Origin of the sequence: Sphingomonas sp. (assembly GCF_025362505.1) — a bacterium.
GTDB lineage: Bacteria > Pseudomonadota > Alphaproteobacteria > Sphingomonadales > Sphingomonadaceae > Sphingomicrobium.
On record NZ_JANYGG010000010.1, the window covers coordinates 1 to 19300 of the forward strand.

General features: G+C 64.2%; 16 protein-coding genes. 8 read left to right on the plus strand and 8 right to left on the minus strand.

The features are described from left to right. Positions 1 to 28 precede the first annotated feature (28 nt). Entirely contained in the window at positions 29 to 1096 is a 1068-nt protein-coding gene (locus Q0R27_RS00455) for a proline iminopeptidase-family hydrolase (RefSeq protein WP_293940070.1), read from the minus strand. Positions 1097 to 1209: 113 nt separating this feature from the next. Between Q0R27_RS00455 and glmS the strand changes: the two genes are divergently transcribed. From glmS to alr, 3 genes are read left to right on the plus strand one after another with little or no spacing between them, the layout of a single operon-like run. Then, a complete protein-coding gene (gene glmS, locus Q0R27_RS00460; RefSeq protein ID WP_293940072.1) occupies positions 1210 to 3033 on the plus strand; it encodes a glutamine--fructose-6-phosphate transaminase (isomerizing) in 1824 nt (607 codons plus the stop codon). 16 nt (positions 3034 to 3049) lie between these two features. After that, on the plus strand, positions 3050 to 3424 hold the full coding sequence (locus tag Q0R27_RS00465; RefSeq protein WP_293940074.1) for a tRNA-binding protein: 375 nt from the start codon (positions 3050 to 3052) through the stop codon (positions 3422 to 3424). 36 nt (positions 3425 to 3460) lie between these two features. Then, entirely contained in the window at positions 3461 to 4489 is a 1029-nt protein-coding gene (alr, locus tag Q0R27_RS00470) for an alanine racemase (RefSeq protein ID WP_293940076.1), read from the plus strand. Between the two features lie 91 nt (positions 4490 to 4580). Here alr and Q0R27_RS00475 read toward each other — a convergent pair whose 3' ends face one another. Beyond that, entirely contained in the window at positions 4581 to 6869 is a 2289-nt protein-coding gene (locus tag Q0R27_RS00475) for a glycoside hydrolase family 3 N-terminal domain-containing protein (protein WP_293940078.1), read from the minus strand. On the opposite strand from Q0R27_RS00475, the gene Q0R27_RS00480 reads away from it, so the two are divergent. Together Q0R27_RS00480 and Q0R27_RS00485 are read left to right on the plus strand one after the other, a co-directional pair. Beyond that, on the plus strand, positions 6868 to 7971 hold the full coding sequence (locus Q0R27_RS00480) for a LacI family DNA-binding transcriptional regulator (RefSeq protein WP_293940080.1): 1104 nt from the start codon (positions 6868 to 6870) through the stop codon (positions 7969 to 7971). The genes Q0R27_RS00475 and Q0R27_RS00480 overlap by 2 nt on opposite strands. Continuing rightward, positions 7968 to 9380 (plus strand): glucoamylase family protein, encoded by a 1413-nt coding sequence (locus Q0R27_RS00485; RefSeq protein WP_293940082.1) that lies wholly within the window; start codon positions 7968 to 7970, stop codon positions 9378 to 9380. Before Q0R27_RS00480 ends, Q0R27_RS00485 begins: the two co-directional genes overlap by 4 nt. Here the strand turns inward: Q0R27_RS00485 and Q0R27_RS00490 are convergent. Continuing rightward, positions 9377 to 10672, minus strand: coding sequence for a sugar MFS transporter (locus Q0R27_RS00490; protein ID WP_293940098.1), 1296 nt, complete (start codon positions 10670 to 10672; stop codon positions 9377 to 9379). The two genes, Q0R27_RS00485 and Q0R27_RS00490, sit on opposite strands and share 4 nt — an antisense overlap. 318 nt (positions 10673 to 10990) lie before the next feature. Between Q0R27_RS00490 and Q0R27_RS00495 the strand changes: the two genes are divergently transcribed. The 3 genes from Q0R27_RS00495 to Q0R27_RS00505 all read left to right on the plus strand — a co-directional run bounded on the left by Q0R27_RS00495 (position 10991) and on the right by Q0R27_RS00505 (position 16212). Next, the gene (locus Q0R27_RS00495) at positions 10991 to 13942 is read left to right on the plus strand and encodes a TonB-dependent receptor (RefSeq protein ID WP_293940084.1); all 2952 of its coding nucleotides are present in this window, start codon (positions 10991 to 10993) and stop codon (positions 13940 to 13942) included. A gap of 242 nt (positions 13943 to 14184) precedes the next feature. Next, the gene (locus Q0R27_RS00500) at positions 14185 to 15639 is read left to right on the plus strand and encodes a CHAD domain-containing protein (RefSeq protein WP_293940086.1); all 1455 of its coding nucleotides are present in this window, start codon (positions 14185 to 14187) and stop codon (positions 15637 to 15639) included. Positions 15640 to 15666: 27 nt separating this feature from the next. Continuing rightward, positions 15667 to 16212, plus strand: coding sequence for a histidine phosphatase family protein (locus Q0R27_RS00505; protein ID WP_293940088.1), 546 nt, complete (start codon positions 15667 to 15669; stop codon positions 16210 to 16212). A 10-nt stretch (positions 16213 to 16222) separates the two neighbouring features. On the opposite strand, the gene nth is transcribed toward Q0R27_RS00505, so the two are convergent. The 5 genes from nth to Q0R27_RS00530 form a co-directional block, all read right to left on the minus strand. Then, the gene (nth, locus tag Q0R27_RS00510) at positions 16223 to 16867 is read right to left on the minus strand and encodes an endonuclease III (protein ID WP_293940090.1); all 645 of its coding nucleotides are present in this window, start codon (positions 16865 to 16867) and stop codon (positions 16223 to 16225) included. Further along, a complete protein-coding gene (dapB, locus tag Q0R27_RS00515) occupies positions 16867 to 17568 on the minus strand; it encodes a 4-hydroxy-tetrahydrodipicolinate reductase (RefSeq protein WP_293940092.1) in 702 nt (233 codons plus the stop codon). Before dapB ends, nth begins: the two co-directional genes overlap by 1 nt. A gap of 58 nt (positions 17569 to 17626) precedes the next feature. Continuing rightward, positions 17627 to 18067 (minus strand): hypothetical protein, encoded by a 441-nt coding sequence (locus tag Q0R27_RS00520; RefSeq protein WP_293940094.1) that lies wholly within the window; start codon positions 18065 to 18067, stop codon positions 17627 to 17629. Positions 18068 to 18273: 206 nt separating this feature from the next. Then, positions 18274 to 18672 carry a thioesterase family protein gene (locus Q0R27_RS00525; RefSeq protein ID WP_293940096.1) on the minus strand — a complete coding sequence of 133 codons (399 nt, stop codon included), beginning with the start codon at positions 18670 to 18672 and terminating at the stop codon, positions 18274 to 18276. Between the two features lie 138 nt (positions 18673 to 18810). After that, positions 18811 to 19300: EAL domain-containing protein (locus Q0R27_RS00530; protein ID WP_293940097.1), on the minus strand; the 490-nt coding region annotated here is incomplete at its 5' end.

A 19300-nucleotide genomic window follows, 5' to 3' on the forward strand; every position in this document is an offset into this window, starting at 1 on the left:
GGCATCGCCCGCGCCGAGCAGAAAGGCCTCAACGGCTGGGCGGCACGCTTCCGCGCGAAGGCCCGCGCGAAAAAGTCTGGTTCATCTTCCGCATAAAGCGGGTGAGGCCCGCGAAATAGCGCGGCTGGTCGTCGTACATTGCCATATGACCGCCGTTCGTCGCGAGCAGTTCGCCGTGCGGCAATTGCTTCGCCATCCGCGCCATATAGGCCGGGTCCATTGTGTCATGGGCGCCGGACACCACCAGCGTCGGCACCCTGATCCGCTTGAGGTCGGCGAAGCGGTCCCAGTTCACCAGCCGTCCGCTCGCCCCCATTTCGCTCGGCCCCTGCATCGTGACATAAAAGCGGCGGTTGAGCCTGGCGCCGGCCCGCTCGACCGGCTCGGGCCAGTCGGCGCTCGGCCGCCGGAGGATATGCTGTTCATACCAATTGGGTTGGAGCAGCGCCATGTAGGCAGGATCTTCGGTCTTGCCGGTGGCCTCCATGTCGAGGATCCGGCGCAGGATTTTCTGGTCCATTTTCGGTTCGAGGACGTCGCGGGCATAGGCGTTATAGGCGGGGATCGACGCCATCATGTTGGAAATTACGAGGCACTTGAGCTGGTCCTGGTGGGCCAGCGCATATTCGATCGCAAGGACTCCGCCCCAGCTGTGGCCGAGTACGCAGAAATTGCTCTTGTCGCCGCCGATCGCGCGGCGCACCTGATCGACCTCGTCGACATAGCGGGCGAGCGTCCACAGGCTGTCGTCGTCGGGGCGGTCGCTGTCGCCGGTCTCGAGCTGGTCGTAGTGATAATATTCGATCCCTGCCCCGGGCAGGAAACTGTCCATGACTTCAAGATAGGCGTGCGACAGGCCGGGGCCGCCGGTGAGCAGCAGCAGCTTGAGCTTGGGATTATTGCCCACCCGCTTGATCCATAGCTGGTGCGGTCCCTTGGGCGTCGTGATCGTGATCTTGCGCGCGCCGCCCGCCCAGGCGTCGGGGTGACGGCTATTGTCGTAATAGGACGGTGGTGGTGAAAGCGGCGGTGGTGCGGCGGAAACCAGCGTCAACCCCGCCAGTGCGAGCAATACCGGCAACATCGAACGGCGCATCTGCTTTCCCCCTCTTGCAATTTTCGCGAGCGTGGCACGCGCAGCAACCCCCTGTCCAGCTTGGCGTGGGTCGTGCATAGCCTGTCGCGATTGTCGTTGGAGTCGTGCCGCGTATGTGTGGAATCGTTGGGATCATCGGTAAGGCGCCGGTCGCCGAGCGGCTGTTCGCCGGGCTCAAGCGGCTCGAATATCGCGGTTATGACTCGGCCGGGATCTGCACGATCCACGGCGGCGAGTTCAAGCGCCGCCGCGCCCAAGGGAAGCTCGAGAATCTGCGCGCTGAACTCGATGCGCACCCGCTCGCCGGAGACGTCGGCATCGCCCACACCCGCTGGGCGACGCATGGCAAGCCGACCGTGTCGAACGCGCACCCGCACATCGTCGGCGGGGTCGCGCTGGTCCACAATGGCATCATCGAGAATTTCAAGTTGCTGCGCGAGGAATTGCTCGCCGAGGGCCGCGAGTTCAAGTCGGAGACCGACAGCGAGGTCGTCGCCCATCTCGTCGCGCGCGAGGTCGAGGGCGGCGCCTTGCCGCAGGACGCGGTCGCGACTGTTCTTCCGCGGTTGATCGGCGCGTTTGCGATCAGCTTCCTGTTCCGCGATCACCCCGACCTGATCATCGGCGCGCGCATGGGGGCGCCGCTCACCGTCGGCTACGGCGAGGGGGAGAATTACCTCGGCTCCGACGCGCTGGCGCTCGCCCCGCTGACCCAGCGGATCGCCTATCTCGACGAAGGTGACTGGGTCGTTGCTAAGTGCGATTCAGTACAGATTTTCGATCGAGACAATTGCCCGGTGACACGCGACATCGTCCAATCGGGTGCAACCTCGGAGGAGATCAGCAAGGGCAATTATGCCCATTACATGCAGAAGGAAATCTTCGAGCAGCCGATCGTCGTCGCCCAGACGTTGCAGTCCTACGTCCGTGCGTTCGACGGCGAAGTGACGATGCCCGACACCAGCATCGATCTCGCGCACATCAAGCGCATCGCGATCGTCGCGTGCGGCACCAGCTACTACGCCGGGATGGTCGCCAAATATTGGTTCGAGCAGTTCGCGCGCGTGCCGGTAGACCTCGATTTCGCGTCGGAGTTTCGCTACCGCGCGCCGGTGCTCGAGCCGGGCGGGCTGGCGCTGTTCATTTCGCAATCGGGCGAGACCGCCGACACGCTGGCGGCGCTGCGTTACGCGCGCGAACAGGGCCAGACGATCGGAGTGGTGGTCAATGTGCCGACGAGTTCGATGGCGCGCGAGGCTGACCTCCTGCTGCCGACCCGCGCCGGGCCCGAGATCGGGGTGGCCTCGACCAAGGCGTTTACCTGCCAGCTGGCGGTGCTCGCCGCGTTTGCTGCCAACCTCGCGCGGGCCAAGGGCAAGCTCAGCCGAGACGAGGAACGCGAACTCGTCGCCCACCTCACCGAAGCCCCCGCCGCGATCAACGAAGCGCTCGGCCATGACGAGGATATCGCGGCGATGGCGCACCTCGTCGCGCCCGCACGCGACGTGCTCTACCTCGGTCGCGGCCCTGATTATCCGATGGCGCTCGAGGGGGCGCTCAAATTGAAGGAGATCAGCTACATCCACGCCGAGGGCTATGCCGCCGGCGAGATGAAGCACGGTCCCATTGCGCTGATCGACGACGCCGTCCCGGTGATCGTCCTCGCCCCCTCCGGCCCGCTGTTCGAAAAAACCGTCAGCAACATGCAGGAGGTCCGCGCGCGCGGTGGCAAGATCATCCTGATCAGCGACGCGGATGGAATCGCCGAAGCGGGCGAAGGGACGATTGCGACGATCTGCATGCCCAAGGTCCACCCGCTGATCGCGCCGCTGGTTTACGCCGTCCCCGTCCAGCTCCTCGCCTATCACGTCGCGGTCGCCAAAGGCACCGACGTCGATCAACCCCGCAACCTGGCGAAATCGGTAACGGTCGAATGAGCGCGAAGGACGATCAATGACCCATGCCCTGCCCAACGCCGATGCACAGGCAGCGCCCGCCATCACTTTCGATCAGTTCCTCGCGGTTGATATTCGCGTGGGAACGATCGTCGCGGCGGAGCCGTTTCCCGAGGCGCGCAAGCCGGCGGTCAAGCTCGAGATCGACTTCGGGCCGGCGATCGGGGTCAAGAGATCGAGCGCGCAGATTACCGAGCATTATGATCCCGCGACGCTGGTTGGGCGACAGGTCGCGGCGGTGGTCAACTTCCCGCCACGCCAGATCGGCAAATATATGTCGGAAGTGCTGACGCTCGGCTTTCCCGACGCCAACGGGGCGGTGGTGATGTTCGCGCCCGATCAGCCGGTTGCGAACGGCGCGCGACTCTTCTGACTGGACGGACACACGCCAGTCGCTATCCCCCGATCAATGCACCACCCGCTTCGCCTCCGCCTCGACCGTGCCGCGCTGGCCGCCAACTGGCGCTGGCTGGCGGCGACGGCGGGGACGGCGTGCGGGGCGGCGGTCAAGGCCGATGGCTATGGCACTGGTGGCAGCGCGGCGGTGGCAGTGCTGGCCGAGGCCGGGTGCCGCGATTTCCTCGTGTCGACGTGGGACGAGGCGCGGCGGCTTGGACCGCTGCCGACGGGCGCGTCACTGAGCGTACTCCACGGGGTGGGGCCTGACGATGTCGTGGATGCGCTGGCGAGCTCTGCCCGGCCGGTGCTGAACTCGGTCGAGCAGGTGGCGCGGTGGAGGGCGGCGGCGCCTGACCGGCCGTGCGACGTGATGGTCGATAGCGGGATGAACCGGCTTGGGCTCAGGCCCGAGGAGGTCGGTGTGCTCAATGGGCTGGCGATCGACACGCTGATGAGCCACCTCGCCTGCGCCGATCAGGATCATGCGATGAACGCAGGCCAGTTGGCGCGCTTTCGCGAGGTCAAGGCAGTGGTGTCGGCGAAGCGCTACAGCCTGGCGAACAGCGCGGGGATATGTCTCGGGCGCGACTATTCGTTCGATCTCGTGCGGCCGGGGCTGGCGCTGTACGGCGGGATTCCGCGGGCCGAGGCGGAGGGCAAGATCGCGCAGGTCGCTTACCCCGAGGCACAGGTCGTGCAGCGGCGGATTGCGAGCGCTGGCGAGAGCGTGGGCTACGGCGCGACGTTCGTCGCGACACGCGACACCGAGCTGACGATCCTCAACATCGGCTATGCCGACGGCTATCTGCGCTGCTTTGCCGGGCACGGCGGCGGGAGTGTCGGAGGAACGCGGCTACCGCTCGTCGGGCGGGTGTCGATGGACCTGGTCGCGCTCGATTGCGGCGCGGCGCCGGGCTTGCGGGAGGGGGATTGGGTGGCGCTCGATTATGATCTGCCGGTCGCCGCCGCTGCGACCGGCCTGTCGCAATATGAGTTGCTGACCGGGCTCGGCGATCGGTTCGAGCGGATTTGGAGTTAGCGGCTGCTTCCCGCCAGACCGCAATCAACCAGCTTCGGGCATTTGGCTCCAGCCCGCGATGCGCGCGTGTCCCCTGAGCAGGCGTCCAGGATCAGGCGGCGGAAAGGTCGAACGTGCCGTGCACCCCGTCCGCCTGCGCCGATGGAGCGATCCAGACGTCAAATGTGCCGGGCTCGACGGTCAGCTTGAGTGCGGTGCCGATGAACAGCAGATCCTCCCGGCGGAGCTTGAAACTGACCACCTCGCTTGCTCCGGCGGGGAGTCGAATCTTGCGGAATGCCTTGAGTTCACGGATCGGCTGAGTGACGGTTGCGACCCGATCGTGAACGTAAAGCTGGACCACTTCTTCGGCCTCGCGCCGACCGCGGTTGGCAATCGTCGCGCTGATCTCCAACGACCCATCCCACGCCATCGCCGGCGAGTTCTGAGCCAGGTTCGAATAGACGATGTCGCCGAAGGTCAGGCCGTGACCGAACGGGTAGAGCGCTTCGTTCGGGATGCCGCGATAATGCGTTTTGTAGGGCAACAGGTCACCCGACGGATTGGGGCGGCCGGTCGCCTTTCGATCATAATGGAACGGCTCCTGACCCGATGCGATCGGGAAGCTCATGGGCAGGCGCCCGCTTGGGCTCGCCTTTCCGAGCAAAACATCAGTCAGTGCGCGGCCGCCTTCGGAGCCGAGGAACCAGCCGACGACGATGGCCGGCGCCGCCTTAACCGCGCCTTCGAGCGCCAGTGCGCGACCGTTCTTGAGCACGATGACCAACGGCTTGCCGGTCGCGGCGAGCGCTTCGGCCAGCGCCTGTTGCGGTGCCGGCACGGTAATCTCATCGCGCGACTGGGCCTCGCCCGACATATTCTCCGATTCACCGATTTCGAGGACGACGACGTCGGCATTGCGCGCCGCGGCGACCGCTGCTTCGATCCCTCCGGCGAGCGGCTTGTCGACCCCGCTGCCGGCCACAACGGCAAGCGAGCCGCGTCCGGCCATTCCCTCGGTGAGTCCGGTGGCCAGATTGATCGCCTGAGCATTGTCGCCATAGACCACCCACGGGCCGTTGAGGTCGGTTTTCGCGTTGGCGAACGGGCCGATCAAGGCGATCCTCGCGGTCGGCGCGAGCGGCAGGAGATTGCCGTCATTCTTGAGCAGGACGATCGACTTGACCGCCGCCTCGCGCGCCAGGTCGAGGCTTGTCTTGAGCCGCGAGCGAGCCTTTTCGCGCTTCAGGTCGATACGGCGGAAGGGGTTGTCGAACAGCCCGAGCCGCGCCTTGATCGCCAACACGCGGCGCACGGACGCGTCGACCAGCGCTTGCGGGACGAGCCCGTCACGGACCAATCCGGGCAAATGCTCGACATAGACGCCGCTCTTCATGCTCATGTCGACCCCGGCGAGGAAGGCGATGCGCGCGGCGTCGCGGCGGTCCTTGGCGAAGCCCGCAAGGATCATTTCCTCGTCGCCGGTATAGTCCGATACGACGAACCCCTGAAAGCCCCACTCGCCGCGCAGCAGGTCGGTCATGAGCCATTTGTTGCCATTCGAGGGAATACCCGAAATCTCGTTGAACGATGCCATTGTCGACAGCGCGCCGGCGTCGAACGCCGCCTTGAACGGGGGAAGGTAGACGTCGCGCAGCGTGCGCTCGCTGACATCGACGCTGTTATAGTCCAGCCCCGCCTCCGCCGCGCCATAGGCGGCGAAATGCTTTGCACAGGCCAGCATCGCATCAGCATCGCTGAGCGATTTGCCCTGGAACCCGCGCACCCTGGCAGCGGCGAACTGGCGTCCGAGGAGGACATCCTCGCCGGCGCCCTCCATCGTCCGTCCCCAGCGCTGGTCGCGGGCGATGTCGACCATCGGCGCGAAGGTCCAGTCGATCCCGGCGCCGGCCGCTTCGAACGCGGCAACGCGTGCGGTTCGCTCCGCCAGCGATGGCTCGAAACTCGCGGCCTCCGCGACAGGAACGGGAAAGATCGTACGATGGCCATGGATGATGTCGGCCGCGAAGATCACGGGGATCTTGAGTCGCGATCCACTGATCACCGCGCGCTGCATCTGCAGCGCCATCGCCGCGCCGTTGCCATTGAATACGCCGGTCAGCTTGCCCGCAACCGCATCGGCGATCTGGGCCGCGAAACTGCCGTTATCGCCGGCCGGATTGAGTGTCGTTGCCACGCCGCCGCCCCAGGCAGAGGCCATCAGGCTGAGTTGGCCAGCCTTTTCCTCCAGCGTCATCTGGCCGATCAGCGCGTCGATCGCCGCGGCGTCCCGGCCTGGCTGGATCGTGCGCAACATGGCGCTGACCGGACTGGCCGCCCACGCCGTGATCGCCGCGCCACCCATCAGCAATGACCGCCGCGATATACGCGCTTCGACCATGATATACTTCCTCCTGCCGCCTGACGGGCGCGATTTTGTAACCGGTTACCACGGCACTATTGCATTTCTCCACTACACGCTAGACGGCACTGTGAAGGAGCGTGAGCGCAGTATGGCCGAAGCGACAATCCGCGATGTTGCGCGACGCGCCGACGTTTCCGTCGCATCGGTTTCGCGCACGCTCAACAGCCCGACGACGGTCCATCCCGCGACCCGCGAGCGCGTGCTTCGGGCCATCGCCGACTTGCACTATGTCCCCCATGCCGGCGCGCGCAGCCTCAGCATGCGGTCAAGCCATACGATCGGCGTCGTCCTGCCCGATCTTCATGGCGAGTTTTTTTCCGAACTGGTGCGCGGCATGGATCGTGAGGCGGGGGCGCTGGGATATCAGCTGCTGCTGTCGACGATGCACGCGGACGCCGAATTGGCGTCTCAGGCCCTTCGCGCAATGCGCGGTCGCGTCGACGGGTTGATCGTGATGGCACCCCAACTCGATCCAATGGCCATCGAGAGCATCGTCCCGGCCGCTTTGCCGGCGGTTCTGATCAACAGTGCCGATTGCGCCGAGCGGCATCTCTTGCGGATCGACAATCGACTCGGGGTCGGGCTGATCATCGCTCACCTGTTGCAGGCGGGACGACGGCGGATCGTCCATGTCTCCGGGCCAAGCGGTAATATCGACGCGAACCAACGCGCTGACGCGTATCGCGAGACGCTGCACAGGATGGCGCCCGAGAGCGAGCCGTTGATCGTCGAAGGCGATTTTTCCGAGCGCGGCGGAGAGGCCGCAGTCGAGCGCCTGATCATGGAACAGGTGCATTTCGATGCCCTGTTCGCCGCGAATGACATGATGGCGCTCGGTGCGATCGAGTCCTTGCGAAGCCGTGGCATCACGGTTCCGGGTCAAGTTGCCGTCGCCGGTTTCGACGATATTCCGCTGGCGCGGTACCTCGACCTGACGACCGTGCGGGTTTGCATGGACGAGTTGGGGGCCCGCGCGGTGTCCCGGCTGGTTTCCGAATTGCGCGGTGAGGCAACTGACCGCAGCGTCGAACTGATCGAGCCGACACTGGTCGTGCGCGGGTCGAGCGGCGGGAAGTGAGGATCGATCGTCGCGCGCTGCTCCACGTCGGGGCGCTGTCGGCGCTCGCCATGCCGCTAGCGAGCGCCACTGGCCATGGTCGACGCCAGCGCACATTGCCGCCGCTGTTCGCCGATCTCGAACGGCGGACGTTCGACTGGTTCTGGAATCTCGGTCGGGCGGATAATGGCCTCGTCCCCGATCGCTGGCCGACATCGTCGTTCTGCAGCATCGCCGCTGTCGGCTTCGCCCTGACCGCCTATCCGATCGGGGTCGAGCGCGGCTGGATCAGCCGGGGCTCGGCGCGGGCAAGGACGCTTGCGACGCTGCGCTTCTTCCATCGTGCGCCGCACGGTGAAGCAACCTCGGGCGTCAGCGGGCATCGCGGCTTCTTCTACCATTTCCTCGATATGAACAGTGGTTTGCGCTACCGCGACAGCGAACTGTCGAGCGTCGATTCCGCGCTACTGTTCATGGGCATGCTGTTTGCCGCCGGCTGGTTCGATGGCGCTCACCCCGACGAAGCCGAGATCCGCCGCCTCGCTTCCGGCATCGTCGAGCGGGCCGACTGGCCTTGGTTCCAGCGCGGGCGCTCGTCGATCTCGATGGGCTGGCGTCCGGATCGGGGTTTCATCGACCGCGACTGGGTTGGGTATAACGAAGCGATGATGGTCGTGCTGCTCGCGCTCGGCTCGCGGCGGCATCCTGTCGCGGACGCGGCGTGGGACGCATGGACGTCACGCTACGGCGAATTTTGGCGCGGGAAGGGTAACACCCGCCATCTCGCCTTCGCGCCGCTGTTTGGCCATCAATACAGCCATGCCTGGATCGACTTTCGCGGCATCCGCGACGCGCCGATGCGCGCGGCGGGATTGGATTATTTCGAAAACAGTCGCCGCGCGACCTATGCCAATCGCGCCTATTGCATCGCCAACCCCATGCGCTGGGATGGCTATTCGCGGGACATATGGGGGCTAACGGCGTGCGAGGGCCCCGGAAATCTGCGACTTAAGCAGGGCGCCGTGCATGGTTACGCGGCACGCGGCCCCCTTGGGCAACCGGATGCACTAGACGACGGCACGATCGCGCCAACGGCGGCGATTTCGTCGCTACCCTTCGCGCCCGAGATTTGCATCCCCGCCACGCTCGCGCTGCGGGCCTATGGCGGTGGTGCGCTTTACCGACGCTATGGGTTCGTGGACTCGTTCAACCCAAGCGTGCGCGATCTTGCCACGAAGGTCGAAACCGGCACCATCGATCATCGCGACGGCTGGATCGCGACCGACTATCTGGGAATCGACCAGGGACCCATCATAGCGATGATTGCCAATTACCGCAGCGAAGCGGTGTGGCGCGTCATGCGGCGATCGCCGACCATTCGCCGCGGTTTGCGCCGGGCCGGATTTACTGGCGGATGGCTCGGCTCCTAAGCCTCGGCGGGGCGCCGGGCGTAAATCCCGAACGCCAGGATGATCGCATAGCAGAGAGCGGGGATCAGCAGCGCGAAGGCGAGACTGCCCGACACGTCGGCCAGCGCGCCGGTTAGCAGCGGCACGACCGCTCCGCCGAAGATGGCGATGTTGATGATCCCCGATCCATCCGCCGCCCGCGCTCCCAGCCGTTCGCACGCCAAAGAGAAGATGGTCGGGAACATGATCGAGTTCATCAGCCCGATCGCCAACAGGCTGTAACCCGCGACAGGGCCCGAGCTGTTGGCCGAAATCAGGATCAGGATGACCGCCCCGGCCGCGACCGACGCCAGGATCTTTCCCGGGCTCAACACGCGCAGCAGGGCCGAACCGAAGAACCGACCGACCATCGCGCCGCCCCAATAATAAGCGATCATGTTGCCCGCCGACTGGTCGGACAAGCCCATGACGCTCGACTGCTTGAGATAGTTGACGATCAGCGATCCGATCGACACTTCGGCGCCGACATAGAGGAAGATGCACATCGCGCCAAAGCCGAACCGGGGACGGCGCAGCAGCGCGAAACCGGCGGTCGGCGAGGATTGCTCGATCGTCTCGCCGTGCAGGGCATTGCGGAACATCCACACGATCGCGGCGATCACCGCCAGCGCCACGGCCAGCCCGATGTAGGTTTGAACGATCACCTGGGTTTCGTTAGTCCGATACTGGTCGAGCGCCGGGCCCGACAAGGTGGCGGCACTGACGCCGGCCAGGCTGCCGAGGATCAACGCCGATCCGACGCGCGGGAAGATGGTCGTGCCGAGACTGTTGAACGCCTGGGCAAAGGTCAGCCGGCTATGCACGGTCTTCGCCGGGCCAAGCAGGCTGATCAGCGGATTGGAGACGACCTGGACGACGACGACGCCGCTGGCGAGGACGAACAGGGCGAGCAGGAACAGGCCGTAGGTCGCGGTTTGCGACGCCGGAATGAACAGCAGGCAGCCGACCATCATCGTCAGCAGCCCCGCCACCGCGCCGCGCATGTAGCCGATTTTCTTGACCAGCTGGGCGCCGGGAATGCCGATCACCAGATAGGCGGTGAAGAAGCAGAACTGGACCAGCATCGCCTGGGTATAATTGAGCGTGAACAGCTCCTTGAGCTTGGGAATGATCACGTCGTTTAGGCTGGTGATTCCGCCGAAGATGAAGAACAGGGCCATGACGAAATAGCGCAGGTTGGGCGCTTCGACATGGCCGGCGTCGGCCGTGCCGGGCGTGCCATCGGGCGAGTTAGCCACAGTCGTCGGGGCCATTGCCATTCGTATTCCTCCTCGCGGCGCGGTACCGGCCTTGAGTTTGGCCAGCTTAATGCTCAGCGTGGCTGTAATCGGTTTCCCCAATGAGGCAAGGACATCGCGTTTCCACGTCCGGTGGTCGAGGTCTGACAGGTTGGGCATCGTCCTGTCCAAGCCAGTGTGCGATGATTCTGCAACAGTCGCTGCAAAGGCGCGATGCGTGTCGACCAGCTGTTGTAACCGTTTACATTAACATCTATGATTACCCCACCTGTTGCTCAAAGACAGGAAAAAACGCGCATCGAAATGCGGATCAGGTGACGGAGGAGAGGGCTGATGACCAACCTATTCAGTGCAAAGGGCGCGGCGCGGGGCATTCGCATCTGCCTGCTTGCGACCTCACTACTAGCCGGCGCTCCGGCTCTCGCTCAGCTGACAACGTCAACGATCCGCGGCGTGGTATCGAGCGGTACGACGGCCGCGCCGGGCGCGACGGTCACGGCGGTCAATGTCGAGACCAACGCGACGACGCGCACGGTCGCCGGCCCCAACGGGAGCTATGTGCTGACCGGGTTGAGCCCTGGAACCTATGACATCAAGTTCGTCGCGAATGGGGGCGCTACGTCGAGTCAGCGCGTAACAATCGAAGTCGGACAGACCGCGTCGCTCGACGCCGATACCGCGGCGGCCACCGCCTCACCGCCTGGCGACCGCGCCGCGATTGTCGTTGTCGGGCGGCGGCTGGTCGAGACGCGGACGTCGGAAATCGGCACCAACGTGTCGCAGGAGCAGATCGAGAATCTGCCTCAGAACAACCGCAACTTCATCAACTTCGCCGCGCTCGCCCCGGGAATCCGGGTCAACCAGAGCGAGTTCCGTCAGACCTTCGCCGGCGCCGGGGTTGGCACCGACAAGGATGGCGAGAGCACCGGCGGGCCGCAGGTTAACGTGTTCATCGACGGCGTCAGCCTGAAGGGCAATGTCAACCAGGGCGGGATCGTCGGCCAGGACGTCAGCCGCGGCAATCCCTTCTCGCAGCTCGCGGTCAAGGAGTTCCGCGTGCTGAGTTCCAACTTCAAGGCCGAGTTCGAGGATGCCGGAACGGCGATCATCACCGCCGTTACCAAGTCGGGTACCAACGACTTCCACGGCGAGGCGTTCGTCAGCTTCCAGAACGAGAAAATGATCGAGCGCGACTTTTTCCAGAAGAAGAACAACGAGGCGAAAAAGCCGCTCAAGCGCTATCAATATGGCGCCGCGCTTGGCGGCCCGATCATCCGCGACAAGCTGTTCTTCTTCGGTACCTACGAAGCCAACATCCAGGACCGCATCAGCAACGTCGTTCCGGGCAGCGCCGGGGCGCAGGCCAACCTCATCAACTTCGACCCGCAAATCTATGCCGGCAGCTACGTCAGCCCGTTCCGCGAGAAGCTCGGCTTCGGCAAGCTGACACTGCAAGCGACCGAAAACCAGAAGATCGAACTGAGTGGCAGCATCCGCAAGGAAACCGACCTGCGCGATTTCGGCGGCACCACGGCGCGGTCGAAGGGAACCAAGGTCAACAACGACGTTTACACCGCCAAGCTCAGCCACACCTATCGCGGTGATGGGCTACTCAATGAAGCGACGATCGACTTCCTCAAGTCGAAGCTGGCGTTCGGCGGCGACCAGGATGCCGGGTTCGGCTTCAATTACCCGTTCGTCCAGTTCGGCGGGCGAGCCGATTTCCAGACAGTGCAGCAACGCAGCGTCACCTTCCGCGACAATCTGAGTTTCTCCAATGTCCACTGGAACGGAAATCATCTGATCAAGATCGGGGCGAAAGTCTCGTTCCAGAAATATTCGATCGGGGGCTCAGGCTCGTTCAATCCGCAGTTCGACTTCTTCAACGACCCGTCGCAAAACCTCGACATCAGCCTGCCGGGCGTCGTCCGCTTTGGTGGCGGCAATCCCAACCTGACCGCCAAGACGACGCAGATCGGCCTGTTCGCGCAGGATGATTGGGAAGTGAGCAAGCATCTCCTGATCAATGCCGGCCTGCGCTGGGATTATGATTCGAACGCCAAGAACAACGCGTTCGTAACTCCGCCTAGGGCGATCGCTGCCTTGCAGAATCTCGCTCTTGATCCGCGGATCCAGCCGGCGTTCTACAATGTGAATGACTATATCTCGACCGGCAATCGCAAGGCGGACCTCAAGAATTTCGCGCCGCGCCTTGGCTTTTCCTACGACGTCAACGCCGACCAGCGCACGGTCTTCTTCGGCGGATACGGCCGCTATTACGACCGCGCACTGTTCCGCAACGCCGCCGAAGAAAGCCTCAAGGGGCAGTTCCGCACTGGTGAGATCTTGTTCTCCAAGGATGGCCTGCCGCGCTTTGGTCAACCGACGATCCAGTTCCAGCCGCAATATCTGACGCCGGCTGGTTTCACCGCACTCCTCGCGCAGCTTGCCGCCGATCCCACCCGACCGGGAACGGATGAGCTCAGGGTCATCCCGAACAATCTCAAGACCCCCTATACCGACCAGTTCAGCATTGGCGTGCGGCAGCGGGTCGGCATCCTGCGGACGTCGCTGACCTTCAATCATACGGTCGGCCGCAACCAGATCGGATACGCCCCCCTCAATCGGTCGACCAACCCCGGTTCGAACGGCTTTTACGACTATATCCCGCTGATCAACGGTTACGGAAATATCATCGCCGCTTTCAACACCCGGCGCACCAAATATGACGCTATCTTCGCTACGATCGACAAGCCCTATACCAAGGCATCGCATTGGGGCGGCGGGATCGCCTACACCGGCGTACTTCGCTCGAAGCAGCGCGGAAGCGAATTCAACTTCGACTATCCCAACATCGGCGAGCAGGAATATGTCCCCAACGCCGGTAACGAGAAGCACCGCATCGTCGCCAACGGGATCGTCGACCTGCCGTTCGACGTGAAGGCCTCGACACTGGTCACCTACGGTTCGGGAGCGCCGTTCTTCGTGATCGACGCCAACCGGGCGCCTCCTCCGCAGGGCTTCCAGCCAGGCACCATCCGCCTCGGATATTTCAATAACTTGCCGTACTTCCTGCAGGTCGATTTCCGGCTGCAGAAGAGCTTCAAGCTGTTCGGCGACAAGGAGTTCACCGTTTCGGGCGAAGTGTTCAACGTCTTCAACCGTGCTAATTTCGGCGGGGCGGATGGCTTCATCTGCTGCGGTGGCAATCCCAATTTCGGGGTGCCGAACTCGCTGTCGGGTCCCCCGCGCAGCTTCCAGATCGGAGCGAGCGCCAAATTCTGATCGATTGAACGGCGGGCGGCCCTCGGGTCCCCGCCTCCCATCAGGCCCGCCGATTTTTACGGCGGGTGGATCACCGCCGACTTCGCCGGGCCGTTCAAGGGCAGCGCCGGAAGCATGTGCTGGTGAGCGACGACCCCACCGATCCCCGTCCTGCCGTGGTTTGATCCGCGGGTTGGCACTGCGGCAACTAGCGTGCAGCATGGAGCGTTCATCGCGTGACGCGAGCAAACGGAGCGACGGGTGTGAGCAAAAAGTCGAAGAGCAATCCTCAGGAACTCGAACTCAAACTCGAACTCACGCCTGAATCGGCCGACCGGGTTGAAAAGCTTGCGATACTCCGCGGAAAACCCGGCATCGGTACGGCACAGGAATCGATCTACTTTGATGCGCCCGGGCATCCTCTGCGCGAGCAGGGGATTTCGCTGCGTGTTCGCCGCAGCGGCGAGACGTTCACCCAGACCATCAAGCGCGGCTCCGGTGCGACCGGTCTTTTCCAGCGCGAGGAATGGGAGCAGCAAGTCGAAGGTTTCGACCCCGATCCGAGCGGTTTCGACGACGCTGCGTTGCGCAAGTTTCGGCACCTGTTCGACAGACTGGAGCCGGTTGTCCGGGTCGAGGTCGATCGGTCGATCTGGTTGCTGGACTGGAATGGAAGCCAGATCGAACTTGCGCTGGATCGGGGAACGGTGCGGGCCGGTAAGGCGCAAACGCCGATCGTGGAACTGGAACTGGAGCTGAAGAGCGGCGATGCCGCCGACCTGTTCGACCTCGCCCGACGGATCGGCGAAACGCTTCCGCTGCGACTGAGCGCGCTCAGCAAGGCGGATCGCGGCTTTCGGCTGGCCAGCGGCGAAGCCGGGAAGGCGCAAAAGGCCACGATGCCAAGGCTGAAGGCGGGTTTGCCCGTCAGTCGGGCATTCACCGCGATCGTCATGGAATGTGTCCGGCACTTTCGGCTGAATGAGCCGCTCATCGCCCACAGTCCTGAAGTGCTCCATCAGGCACGCGTGGCGATGCGCCGGTTGCGGGCGGCGCTGTCCCTGTTCCGGGGCGTGATTCGGGACGAAGCGTATCCCCGATTTCGAGACGATCTGCGATCACTCGGTGGCACGCTCGGCAAGGCCCGGAACCTCGACGTGTTCATTCAGCGACATGGACCCTGCCTATCCGGGGCGGACGGGGCCAATCTCGAACAGGAACGCAACAAGGCTTACGCGGAGGTTGCCGGCGTCCTTGCCTCTCCGCTCATGACCGGGTTGTTCCTCGACCTGATCGCGTGGGCGCACACTGGTGAATGGCGCAACGGCCGCAAAGCGAAACGGACGATCAAACGGTTCGCCCGAAAGCGGCTGGGCAAGGTCTGGGCAAAGACGCGCGCCAGCGGCTTACGTCTGCTGGAATTGACCGAGGAAGAGCGACACCATTTCAGAATTGATGTGAAAAAACTCCGCTACGATGTCGAATTTCTCGGCTCGTTGTTCGACGATTCCAAGGTGCGCGAATTTACGTCCGCGCTTGAGCAGATGCAGGAGATGCTCGGCGATCTCAACGATCAGGTGACGGCGCGTGAAATCACGGCAATTCTCTCGCTTGATTTCGTACCCGACGAGGGGAACTGGCAAGCCGCCCGGATGCTGAAGAAGGCCGACAGTCGCTATCGCAAGCTGGAGCGGATCGCCCCTTTCTGGGAGGCGTGACCGTTTGCCGCCACAAGGACTTGTTGCATGAAGACGCTCGCACTTCTCCGACACGGAAAATCGAATTGGGATGACACTTCGCTTCGCGATTTCGACCGCCCGCTGAACAAGCGCGGACGAATGGCGTCGGAGTTGATGGGCGCGGAGATGAAGCGCCGCGGACTGGTGTTCGACGTGGTGCTCGCGAGCCCCGCCGAGCGAGTGAGAGAAACGCTTGTCCATGTCGCTTCGGGCTATGGGCAGGTGCTTCGGCCGCGCTTCGTCCCCGAAATCTACGAGGCGTCCTGCGCTATCTTGTGCACGATCCTGCGCTCGGTCGGCAACGACGTCGGGCACGTCTTGATGGTCGGCCATAATCCAGGACTTCAACAACTCGCGTGCTTGCTGGTGAAAGACGACGCACTCGTCCGCAGCGTCGAGATGGCGTTCCCAACGGCGGCGCTGGCGCACCTGGAATTGCCGGATGTCGGGTGGGACAAGCTCGCGGCCGGCGTGGGTCATCTCGCGGCGTTCGTGGCGCCTCAAACATTGTCCCCGGTCGCGGTCGAAAGCCGCGCGGGAGAAAACCTCTAATTTTTAAGCCCTAGCTCTGCGGCGCCGGCGACTTGGGCTTGAACGGGCAGAGGTCCTCGACTGGGCAGCGCCAGCATTCGGGTTTGCGCGCCTTGCAGATGTAGCGGCCGTGGAGGATCAGCCAGTGGTGGGCGTGGCGCAGGAACGGCGCGGGGGTGACTCTCTCAAGTTTGAGTTCGACCTCGAGCGGGGTCTTGCCGGGGGCCAGTTTCGTCCGGTTGCCGACGCGAAAGAGGTGGGTGTCGACCGCGATCGTCGGCTGGCCGAAGGCAGTGTTGAGGACGACATTGGCGGTCTTGCGGCCGACGCCGGGGAGGGTTTCGAGCGCCTCGCGGGTCTGCGGGACTTCGCCGCCAAACTGGTCGATCAGCCGCTGCGACAGCGCGATGACGTGCTTGGCCTTGGTGTTGAACAGGCCGATCGTCTTGATGAGGTCGCGCAGGCCTTCCTCGCCGAGTTCGAGCATTTTGGTCGGCGTGTCGGCGACGGCGAACAGCTTGCGGGTCGCCAGGTTGACACTGATGTCGGTTGCCTGCGCCGACAGCGCGACCGCGACGAGCAAGGTGTAGGGTGAAGTCCAGATGAGCTCGCCCTCGGGCTCGGGGTTGAGCTCGGCGAGGCGGCGGTAGAATTCGAAGACGTCCGCCTTTTTCATCAGGCGCCGATGACGTCCTTCATCGAGTAGAGTCCCGCCGGTTTGCCCTTGAGGAAACGCGCGGCGGCGATCGCGCCCCTCGCGAAAATAGCGCGGCTTTCGGCGCGGTGGGAGAGGATCAGCCGCTCCTCGGGGCCGGCGAAGATCACGTCGTGGTCGCCCGCGACGGTGCCACCGCGCAGGCTGGCGAAGCCGATGTCGCCCTTGCCCCGCGCAAGCCCGGTGCCGTCGCGTCCGCGTTCGCTGTGGTCGGCGAGCTCGATGCCGCGACCCCGAGCCGCCGCTTCGCCGAGCGCCAGAGCGGTGCCCGAGGGAGCGTCGGCCTTGAGCCGGTGGTGCATCTCGACGATCTCGATGTCCCAGTCCGGCCCAAACACCCGCGCGGCGCGTTCGACGAGGTCGCCCATCAGCGCCACCCCGAGCGAGGTGTTGGCGGCGCGCAGCACGGCGATGTCGCGCGCGGCCTCGGCGATCTCGGTGTCGGCGGTGCGATCGAGCCCGGTGGTGCCGATGAGGATTGGCACGCGCTCGACCTTCGCCCGAGCCAGGTTCGCCTGAAGCGCGGCGGGCGCGGAGAAATCGACCAGCACGTCGGCCTCGCCGGTCACGATCTCGATTGCATCGTCACCAGTCGCGGCGTCGACGATCGCACGGCCCATCCGGCCGGCGGGGGCGAACAGGGCGAGGCGGAGCGGGCTCATCCCGCCGTCATGGCGAAACCCCCGCGCCGACGCAATGTCGGCACGGGTCTGCGTGCCGTTACTTGCGCCAGACCTGCTCGAGGTAAAGCGTCGATCCGAGGAGCTTGCGATATTTGGCGCGCTCGCCGCTCGCCGCATCCATCGCCCGGTTGGTGGTCGCCATATAGGCGTTGAACGCGGTGTTGCGCGCCTCCCTCTCGGCACTGGTCGGCATGCGGTCGAAGATCGTCACCAGGATGACGTCGGCCTCGCCCTCGCGCGGGTAGACGTTGTCGAGAACCTTGTAGCCCTTGATATAGCCCTTGGAGACTTGCCAATCCATCTGCTTGCGATACTGGCCGGCGAGATAGTCGGCATAGTCGGTGCCATGGCCGTCATCGACCTTGATCCGGCTGACCGTCCAATAATCGCCGTCCTTGAACGGCATGTCCTGCGCCGCCGCCGGCATGGCGAGGCTCATGGCGACCGCGCCGAGCGCGACCATCGTCAATTTGTGCATCTGTTCTCTCCCCTGTGGCGGACGAATGTCCGCATCAGTCGTGAGAAACGGCGTCGCACGCGCGACGAACTCGACACACACGGCGTCGTTCCGGATGCGGATTAATCACGGTTAACCGAGTCGGTCCTAACTATTATTTTGCCGGACGATAAGAGGTTCGTGCGGTTCGCTTTTCCAGGTGCTCACTGCTGGGGCAAGGCAGCGCCTTATGCCAGCGGCAGGAACTTCGCGACGATTTCGCGCGCGAGGCGGGCGGGGCGCTTCGACACCGAGTCGAGGCAGCACCAGCTGCTGCGGACCTCGGCGATGACCTCTTCGCCGCGCATGATCATGGTGGTGAAGGCGGCGCGCGCGCCCTCGACCTTCTCGGCGATGACGTCGGCGACAACGAGGTCGTCGAGGAACGCCGGGCGGCGATATTTGATCTCGTGGCTCAAGGCGACCCACAGGTGGCGGGCGACCGCCTCGGGCGGGGCGAGGCTCTCCCAGTAGCGGACGACCGCTTCCTGGACCCACTTCAGATACACGCTGTTATTGACGTGCCCCATGTGGTCGATGTCGGCGGGGAGGATGCCGATCGGGTGGTGATACGGGACGCTGGTCATGGGTCCGAACCTCGGCTTAACTAACACGAATGTCAATGATTCTTGGGATGAATCCCAATGATTCTTGGGATGAATCCCGATGATTCTTGGGATGAATCCCAATGATTCTCGGGGCGAATCGAGCTTGGCGGGCCACTCTCAGGCGAGCCTGCGGCGGCGCTCGCCGATGCCCTGGTTGAACAGCGGCGGGAAGGCCGACAATTGCCCGATCGCGGGGCGGCCGAGGAGGTAGCCCTGAGCGAGGCGGACGCCCAATGCGCGCAGCATGGCGAGTTCGCCGTCGGTTTCGACCCCCTCGGCAATGAGCCCCATCCGCAGCCGGCGGGCAAGGCCGACCATCGCCTCGACGATCGCCTGGCGGGGTACGCTCGTGTCGATCCCGCGGACGATCTTCATGTCGAGCTTGAGGAGGTCGGTCTGGAGGTTGGCGAGCAGGCCGAGGCCCGCGTGGCCGATCCCGAAATCGTCGATCGCGGTGGTGAAGCCGAGTTCGCGATAGGTGCGCACGATGGTGCGCAGGTGATCGACGTCGCTTTCAATGGGCTCGGCGAATTCGAACATCAGCCGGTCGAGTGGAAAGCCGACTTCGCGCGCGGTGCGCAGCGTGAGCTGGATGTCCTCGTTGGGT

Excerpts from the sequence above, each read along its gene's own strand:
- nth (WP_293940090.1), bottom strand. The coding sequence starts at position 16,867 with ATGAAAAAGGCGGACGTCTTCGAATTCTACCGCCGCCTCGCCGAGCTC.
- Q0R27_RS00475 (WP_293940078.1), bottom strand. The coding sequence starts at position 6,869 with ATGGTCGAAGCGCGTATATCGCGGCGGTCATTGCTGATGGGTGGCGCG.
- Q0R27_RS00495 (WP_293940084.1), top strand. The coding sequence starts at position 10,991 with ATGACCAACCTATTCAGTGCAAAGGGCGCGGCGCGGGGCATTCGCATC.
- dapB (WP_293940092.1), bottom strand. The coding sequence starts at position 17,568 with ATGAGCCCGCTCCGCCTCGCCCTGTTCGCCCCCGCCGGCCGGATGGGC.
- Q0R27_RS00490 (WP_293940098.1), bottom strand. The coding sequence starts at position 10,672 with ATGGCCCCGACGACTGTGGCTAACTCGCCCGATGGCACGCCCGGCACG.
- Q0R27_RS00505 (WP_293940088.1), top strand. The coding sequence starts at position 15,667 with ATGAAGACGCTCGCACTTCTCCGACACGGAAAATCGAATTGGGATGAC.
- Q0R27_RS00525 (WP_293940096.1), bottom strand. The coding sequence starts at position 18,672 with ATGACCAGCGTCCCGTATCACCACCCGATCGGCATCCTCCCCGCCGAC.
- glmS (WP_293940072.1), top strand. The coding sequence starts at position 1,210 with ATGTGTGGAATCGTTGGGATCATCGGTAAGGCGCCGGTCGCCGAGCGG.
- alr (WP_293940076.1), top strand. The coding sequence starts at position 3,461 with ATGCACCACCCGCTTCGCCTCCGCCTCGACCGTGCCGCGCTGGCCGCC.
- Q0R27_RS00520 (WP_293940094.1), bottom strand. The coding sequence starts at position 18,067 with ATGCACAAATTGACGATGGTCGCGCTCGGCGCGGTCGCCATGAGCCTC.
- Q0R27_RS00455 (WP_293940070.1), bottom strand. The coding sequence starts at position 1,096 with ATGCGCCGTTCGATGTTGCCGGTATTGCTCGCACTGGCGGGGTTGACG.
- Q0R27_RS00465 (WP_293940074.1), top strand. The coding sequence starts at position 3,050 with ATGACCCATGCCCTGCCCAACGCCGATGCACAGGCAGCGCCCGCCATC.
- Q0R27_RS00480 (WP_293940080.1), top strand. The coding sequence starts at position 6,868 with ATGATATACTTCCTCCTGCCGCCTGACGGGCGCGATTTTGTAACCGGT.